At 64.7% G+C, this 6,909-nt stretch carries 5 protein-coding genes and 1 pseudogene; 2 read left to right on the plus strand and 4 right to left on the minus strand.

The features are described 5' to 3' along the window. Window positions 1-203: 203 nt before the first annotated feature. The 4 genes from EOA23_RS29675 to EOA23_RS29690 form a co-directional block, all read right to left on the minus strand. A complete protein-coding gene (locus tag EOA23_RS29675) occupies window positions 204-992 on the minus strand; it encodes a DeoR/GlpR family DNA-binding transcription regulator (protein ID WP_245474383.1) in 789 nt (262 codons plus the stop codon). 70 nt (window positions 993-1,062) lie between these two features. Further along, window positions 1,063-2,361, minus strand: coding sequence for an FAD-binding oxidoreductase (locus EOA23_RS29680; protein WP_127306748.1), 1,299 nt, complete (start codon window positions 2,359-2,361; stop codon window positions 1,063-1,065). A gap of 2 nt (window positions 2,362-2,363) precedes the next feature. Further along, on the minus strand, window positions 2,364-3,734 hold the full coding sequence (locus EOA23_RS29685; protein ID WP_127306749.1) for a glutamine synthetase family protein: 1,371 nt from the start codon (window positions 3,732-3,734) through the stop codon (window positions 2,364-2,366). Window positions 3,735-4,166: 432 nt separating this feature from the next. Further along, complete coding sequence (locus tag EOA23_RS29690) at window positions 4,167-4,820, minus strand: GntR family transcriptional regulator (protein ID WP_245474384.1); 654 nt, start codon at window positions 4,818-4,820, stop codon at window positions 4,167-4,169. A gap of 334 nt (window positions 4,821-5,154) precedes the next feature. On the opposite strand from EOA23_RS29690, the gene EOA23_RS29695 reads away from it, so the two are divergent. Together EOA23_RS29695 and EOA23_RS29700 are read left to right on the plus strand one after the other, a co-directional pair. Beyond that, a complete protein-coding gene (locus EOA23_RS29695) occupies window positions 5,155-6,282 on the plus strand; it encodes a BMP family ABC transporter substrate-binding protein (RefSeq protein WP_127306750.1) in 1,128 nt (375 codons plus the stop codon). A 102-nt stretch (window positions 6,283-6,384) separates the two neighbouring features. After that, window positions 6,385-6,909, plus strand: a pseudogene (locus EOA23_RS29700) (ABC transporter permease); the annotation flags it as partial.

Here is a 6,909-nt window from a genome sequence, read left to right on the forward strand (position 1 = left end):
GGCCAAACGGACGGCCGAAACCGTCTGTCAGGCGATCGGCGAGATCCTCAACCGCACGACACCCGCCGAGTGCTCAAACTACTTCGCCAATGCAGGATACGACCGGAAATGACTTCATCCCGCTCTAAAGCAATTCCAGGAAAAGTGCGCAGCGGTTTTCCGTCCGGAATTGCGCAAAAACAAAGAGACTAGCCGGTACAGCCCTAACCTTCGGCAAAGACGTGCAGCTCGCCGCCTGCTTCGTCGATCGCGGCGCGCAGTTCCGCTGACGGCTCGCTGTCGGTGACCACGTCGGAAATCTCGCTCAGCGCGCAGACGCGCTCCAGGCCGCTGCGGCCGAACTTGTCGTTGGTGACGACCAGCATCGTCGACAGCGACCGCCTCATCATCGCCCGCTTCACCGCCGCTGCGCCCGAGATCATGTCGCTCGGCCCTTCGGCGTTCAGCGCCGAGGCGCCGATGATGGCGACGTCGGCATTGTAGCGGCGCACGAATTCGACCGTGTCCTCGCCGAGCACCGCGGCCTCGCGGCTGTCATAGGTGCCGGGGCAGAGGATGACGCGGAAGCCGGGATTGGCGCCGGCCACAGAGGCGACGCCGATCGAGTTGGTGATGATCGTCAGGTCCCGGCCGTGCTGCGAGAGGCTGCGCGCCACCTCGTAGGTGGTCGATCCACCGTCGATCATCACGATCGAGCCTTTCTCGACCAGTCCGGCCGCACCACGCCCGATGCGGGCCCGCTCCTCGACCATTGTGAGGCCGCGTTCGGCAATCACCGGTTCCGACGTCACCAGCGAAATGGTGGCGCCGCCATAGGTGCGGTTGATGAGCCCCGCCTCGCCGAGCTCGATGAGATCGCGGCGGATGGTCTCGCCGGCGACGCCGATGCGGCGCGCAAGCTTCGAGATGCGGATCGAGGCGGAGCGCCGGACCTCCGACAGGATCAGCTCATGGCGCTCCTTCTTCGTCAGTCGGCCCGGCTCGATATTCATCCGCTTTTCCTTCTCGGGATTTCCTTCCCGGCGCAGAGAGATTAGCTACGCCAGGGAAAGGAAACCAGCGTCAGTGTCTGAGCCGATCGCGCATCGCATACCACAGCATGCCAAGCACATAGAGCGGGCCGCGCAACGCCGTCCCGCCCGGGAACGGCAGCGGCGTCAGCATCGAGAACAGGTCGAGCCGCGAGGCATCGCCCGTGATCGCTTCCGCCAGGAGCTTGCCCGACAGCGTCGACAGGATGACGCCTTTGCCGGAATAGCCATGCGCGAAATAGACCTCGCCATAATGCCCGACATGCGGCAGGCGCGACGTCGTCACCGACACCAGCCCGCCCCAGGCGTGGTCGATGCGGCAGCCCTTGAGCTGCGGGAAGGTCTTTTCCATATGCGGCCGCACGAAGCCGGCAATGTCGGCCGGCGGCGACGGCGTGTAGCGCTCGCCGCCGCCGAACAGCAGGCGGCCGTCCGCCGACATGCGGTAGTAGTTGACGACAAACAGCGTGTCCGAGACCGCGACATTGGCCGGGATGACATTGCGCTCGCCCAACGGCTCGGTGGCGACGATGTAGTTGCCGACCGGCATGATGCGGCTGTTGACGCGCGGCTCCAACCCCTTGAGCAGTGCATCGCCGGCCAGCACAACATGCCTGGCACGGACCGAACGCTTGTCGGTGAACACCCGGATCGACGGCTCGCGTTCCAGCCGGACGGCAACCGAGTTCTCATGGATGACCACGCCGGCGCCAACCGCGGCGCGCGCAAGCCCCAGCGTGTAGTTGAGCGGATGCATGTGTCCGCCGAGCCTTTCATAGACCGCGCCCTGATAGGGCGTGTCGACCATCCGCCGCGCCTCGGCCGCCGACAGGATCTCGACATCGGTGAACTTCATCACCTTGGCGAGGCATTCGGCCTCTTCCTCGAAGTCGCGCACATCCGAAGCGCTGACCGCGCCGACCAGGTGACCGGTGAGGCGCAAATCGCATTCGATGCCGTGGCGCTCGATGATGTCGAGCACCAGCCCGCGCGCCTCGAAGGCGAGGTCGAACAGTGCCTTGGCCCGTTCCGGCCCGAAGGACTTGACCAATCCCTTGGCGCCCTTGCGCAGTCCGGGGATCATCTGGCCGCCATTGCGGCCCGAGGCGCCCCAGCCGATCTTGCCGCCTTCGAGCAGCACCACCTTCAGGCCGCGTTCGGCCGCATGCAGCGCCGCCGAAAGACCCGTGCAGCCGCCGCCAACTACCACCAGATCGGCCTCGACATCGCCGGCAAGTGCGGGATGGTCGGGTGCCGGATGGGCCGTGGCGAAGTAATAGGATTTGCCGATGTCGAGACCGGAATTGAAACCTGTCGAACGCGAAGCCATGGTCACACCTTGAGCAGAAGGTGGTCGCGTTCCCAGGACGTCACGACGCTCTGGAACAGGTCGAGCTCGACGCTCTTCACGCGCAGATAGGTCTGGAAGAAATCCTCGCCGAGCAGCGCTCGCACCGGCTCGCAGGCAGCGAAACGATCGAGCGCTTCCTCCATTGTCTTCGGCAGCGTGCTCTTGCTTTTATAGGCATTGCCAAAGGCCTCTTCCGAGCGTGCAAGCTTCTCCTCGATGCCGAGATAGCCGGCGATCAGTGAGCCGGCCATCGCCAGATAAGGATTGGCGTCGGCACCAGGCAGACGGTTCTCGATGCGGCGCGCGGCGCGCCCGCCCAGCGGCACGCGGAGCCCACAGGAGCGATTGTCATGCGACCACTCGATGTTGGCCGGAGCGCTGTGGCCGGGGCGGATGCGCCGGTACGAATTCGCATGCGGCGCGAACAGCGGCATGATTTCGGGGATGTATTTCTGCAAGCCGCCGATGAAATGCGCGAACATCGCGCTGTCCTCGCCGTCTTCGCCGGCAAACAGGGGCTCGCCCTTCCGGTCGACGATCGACATGTGCAGATGCATGGCGCTGCCGGCCTGCGCGGCGATCGGCTTGGCCATGAAGGTCGCGTGCATGCCGTTGGCCTGGGCGATCTGCCGCGCCAGGCGCTTGAACAGAAGCACCTGGTCGGCGAGCGTCAGCGGATCGCCGTGCAGCAGATTGATCTCGAGCTGCGCCGTGCCGGATTCATGGATCAGCGTCTCCACCGGCAAGCCCACGACCGCGGCGTATTCATAGAGCCGCCGCGTCACCGCTTCGAACTCCTCCATCGCCTGCATGTCGTAGGGATGCTGCACGCTTTCCGGCCGGCCGTTGCGTCCCACCGGTGCCGTGACTGGACGATCCGGGTCGGGATTTGGCGCCGTCAGGTAGAATTCGAGCTCCGGCGCCACCACCGCGCGCCAGCCGCGCTGCTCATAAAGGTCGAGCACGGATTTCAGCACATGGCGCGGCGAGGCCATCCACGGCCGGTCGTCCATGTGGAACGTATCGGCAAAAACATAGGCTCGGCCGGCGCTGCCGGGCGCAAGGCACAGGCTCGAAACGTCGGGCACCATGCGCATGTCCGGATCGGAATAGGCAAAGCCTTCGTCGATGGAGCCGGAATAGCGGCCGTCGATCGCGACCAGGAAGGCGCTGCTCGGCAGATAGAGCGCGCGGTCGTCGAGCGACTTGAGGAATTTGGCGACCGGCAAGGTCTTGCCGCGCAGCACGCCGTTGACGTCCGGCACGAAGCACTCGACTTCGTTGATCGCGTGCGTCTTCAGCCAGCTTTGCGTGTCCGCGCCGGGGAATGAGGTGTTCAGATTGTCAGGCATTGGTCATGTCCGTACGAAGGAGAAATCGCTTCGGCGGGCATGTCCGTTCCCGGTAGGGCGTTATCTAAGCTGCGTTATCCGAGGACGGACGCCCGCCTGATGGCCGGCCGAAAGGCCGGGTGCGGAGCGCCTTGCACCCCTTCGGTCCAGCCGTCGCGAACGACATGCGAGCCGACCTTCGTCTCCTCCGCGCGCTGCAGGTTCTCGTGGCGGCAGCAGCGCATGATCAGTGATATCCCGCGCGCGCAAAAGAAATACCGCAGACAACAAAATGCCTGGCGCGGTATTGCTGTTTTGCAGCTTGCATGACCGATCCTGTCAAAGTGAGCTTATGGTTTGACCGATCATCGCCGCCGGCGCAAGTCCGCTTCGCTGGACCAGATCAGCCGATGCTCTCGCCGCCGTCGACCACCAGCGCCTGTCCGGTCGAGATCATCGACGCGCGGATCGGCTGAGCCTCGGCTCCATTGGATCGACTGTCGCGAACACCGCGCTCGCCTCGCTGACGATCGACACATGATCCCGGGCCGCCTTGCCCGCGGCCGCCGCGTCACCGCGCATGATCGCGGTGACGATCACATCATGCTCCTGCCAGGACTTGGCCAGCCGGCCCGGCAGCATGAATTGCGCGCGCCGGAACGGCGCCAGCCGGCTGCGGGTCGCCACCGTCAGATCGTGGATATGCGTGTTGTGGGCGCCGCGATAAAGCCTGCTGTGGAATTCGGTGTTGAAATATTCGTAGTCCTCCTCGGCGCCGAGCTGCACCATGCGCGCCGACGCCTGATGCTCCATCTCTAGCGAGCGACGCTCGGCGCCGGTCATGCGCTCGGCGGAGAAGCGGGCGCAGATCGCCTCCAGCTCGGCCATGCTCTCGAACATCGAGGCCAGATGCTCCTGCGTGACCACGGCGACGATGGCGCCTCGGTTGGGCCGCCTCTCGACCAGCCCAATGGCGCTCAACTGGCCGAGCGCCTCCCGGACCGGCGTGCGCGAAACGTCGAAGCGGGCGGCGAGCGAGCCCTCGTCGAGCTTTTCGCCGGGACGCAGATAGCCGGTGACGATGCGGTCCGCGATTGCCCGCACCATCTGATCTACGGTCGTCCCCGACCTGACCAAGCGCCTTCCCGACACGTCTCCTCCCGCCCAGTTTAATTGCGGACGGCCCGCTGGGTGGACGACCCACGGGCTGTTTCGACTCAAGATCGCATCCCTGTATGCCTAGATTTTAACCTCGATGTCAAATTGATCACTTCTAAGGCAAAAAGTGCATGCACTTGCCTTTGGTTTATGCAGACCTTCTAAATTCTTCTACTGATTTTATTACAGAAAATCCGAGAAAGGAACTGGCACAGCGATTGCATGCACTTTCTTGACAAGGCGTTAACCGACCCACCGGGTCCAAGAAAGGGGAGCATTCGATATGACCGGGAAATTCATGCTTAGCCGCCGCGACCTGCTCAAGACCTCCGCCGCCGGGGCGGCGCTCGGTCTGGCCTCGGCCGCCTTTCCGATCCGCGCGGCGCGCGCCGCCGCCGCCACTATCGGCTTCATCTATGTCGGCCCGAAGGACGACTATGGCTACAACCAGGCGCATGCCGAAGGCGCTGCATCGCTGAAGGGCATCGAAGGCATCTCCATTGTCGAGGAAGAGAACGTCCCCGAGACGGTCGACGTCCAGAAGACGATGGAATCGATGATCAATCTCGACGGCGCCTCGCTGATCTTCCCTACCTCCTTCGGTTATTTCGATCCGCATATGCTGGCCATGTGCGCCAAGTTCCCCGACGTGCAGTTCCGCCATTGCGGCGGCATGTGGAACAAGGACAAGCACCCGATGAACGCCGGCTCCTATTTCGGCTATATCGGCATGGGCCAGTACCTGAACGGCGTGGTCGCCGGCCACACCACCAAGTCGAAGAAGCTCGGCTTCGTCGCCGCCAAGCCGATCCCGCAGGTCCTGCTCAACATCAACTCCTTCCTGCTCGGCGCGCGCTCGGTCGATCCTGCGATCACTTGCCAAGTGATCTTCACCGGCGAGTGGTCGCTGGCGGTGAAGGAGGCCGAGGCCACCAATGCGCTGATTGACCAGGGCGCCGACGTCGTCACCTGCCATGTCGACAGCCCCAAGGTGGTGGTCGAGACAGCCGCCGGCCGCGGCGCCTTCATCTGCGGCTACCACGCCAACCAGAGCCCGCTGGCGCCGGAAAAATACCTGACCGGCGCGGAATGGAACTGGGCCAAGGTCTACAAGATGTTCGTCGACGACCTCATCGCCGGCAAGCCGCTGCCCAATTTCACCCGCGGCGGACTGGCCGACGGCTTCGTCAAGATGAGCCCGCTCGGCCCCGCCGTCGGCGAAGCGGCGCGCAAGCAGTTCGACGCCACGCTGGCCGAAATGATGAAGGGCGGCTTCTCCGTCATCAAGGGACCGTTGAAGAGCAACAAGGGCGCCGTCGTCGCGACCGAAGGCCAGGCCTTCGTCGAGACCGCCATCGAGCTCGAAAGCATGGACTATCTCGTCGAGGGCGTCGTCGGCTCGACAGCCTGAGGCATTGCGTGTCGCCCAAAACTGCGCGGCGGTTTTGGGATGACGACATGCATCCGAGCAAGAGCTTGAGGCACGCTTCAAGCAGGCCGAGGGAGACGGGATATGGCGGACACTGTGAGCAGCCCGGACGTGCGGACCATCCTCGACGCCGGAGGATACCGGGCGGCGCTCGAATGGACCGCCAGGCGGGCGGAGGCCTTCGTCATTCCGCTCGCGGCGCTGGTCGTCGGCATGGTGCTGTTCAGCCTGTTCATCCTGGCTGTCGGCAAGTCGCCGGTGCAGCTTTATGAGACGATGTGGCGGGGCGGCTTCGGCTCCTGGTTCTCGATCCAGAACTCGCTGTCGCGCGGCGCGCCGCTCCTGCTTGCGGCGCTGTGCGTGGCGCTGCCGGCGCGCCTTGGCCTGGTCGTCATCGGCGGCGAAGGCGCGATCGTGCTGGGCGGCGTCGCCGCGGCCGCCATCGGCGTCGCGCTGAACGGCGCGCCGTCCTTCCTCGTAATCCTCCTCATGGGCGTGGGGGGGGCAGCCGCCGGCGGCATCTGGATAGGTGTCGTCGGCGCGCTCCGCCACTACCGCGCCGTCAACGAGACCATCTCCAGCCTGCTGATGGCCTATATAGCCATCGCC

The sequence above is a fragment of the Mesorhizobium sp. M2A.F.Ca.ET.042.01.1.1 genome (assembly GCF_003997405.1).
Classification (GTDB): Bacteria; Pseudomonadota; Alphaproteobacteria; order Rhizobiales; family Rhizobiaceae; genus Mesorhizobium.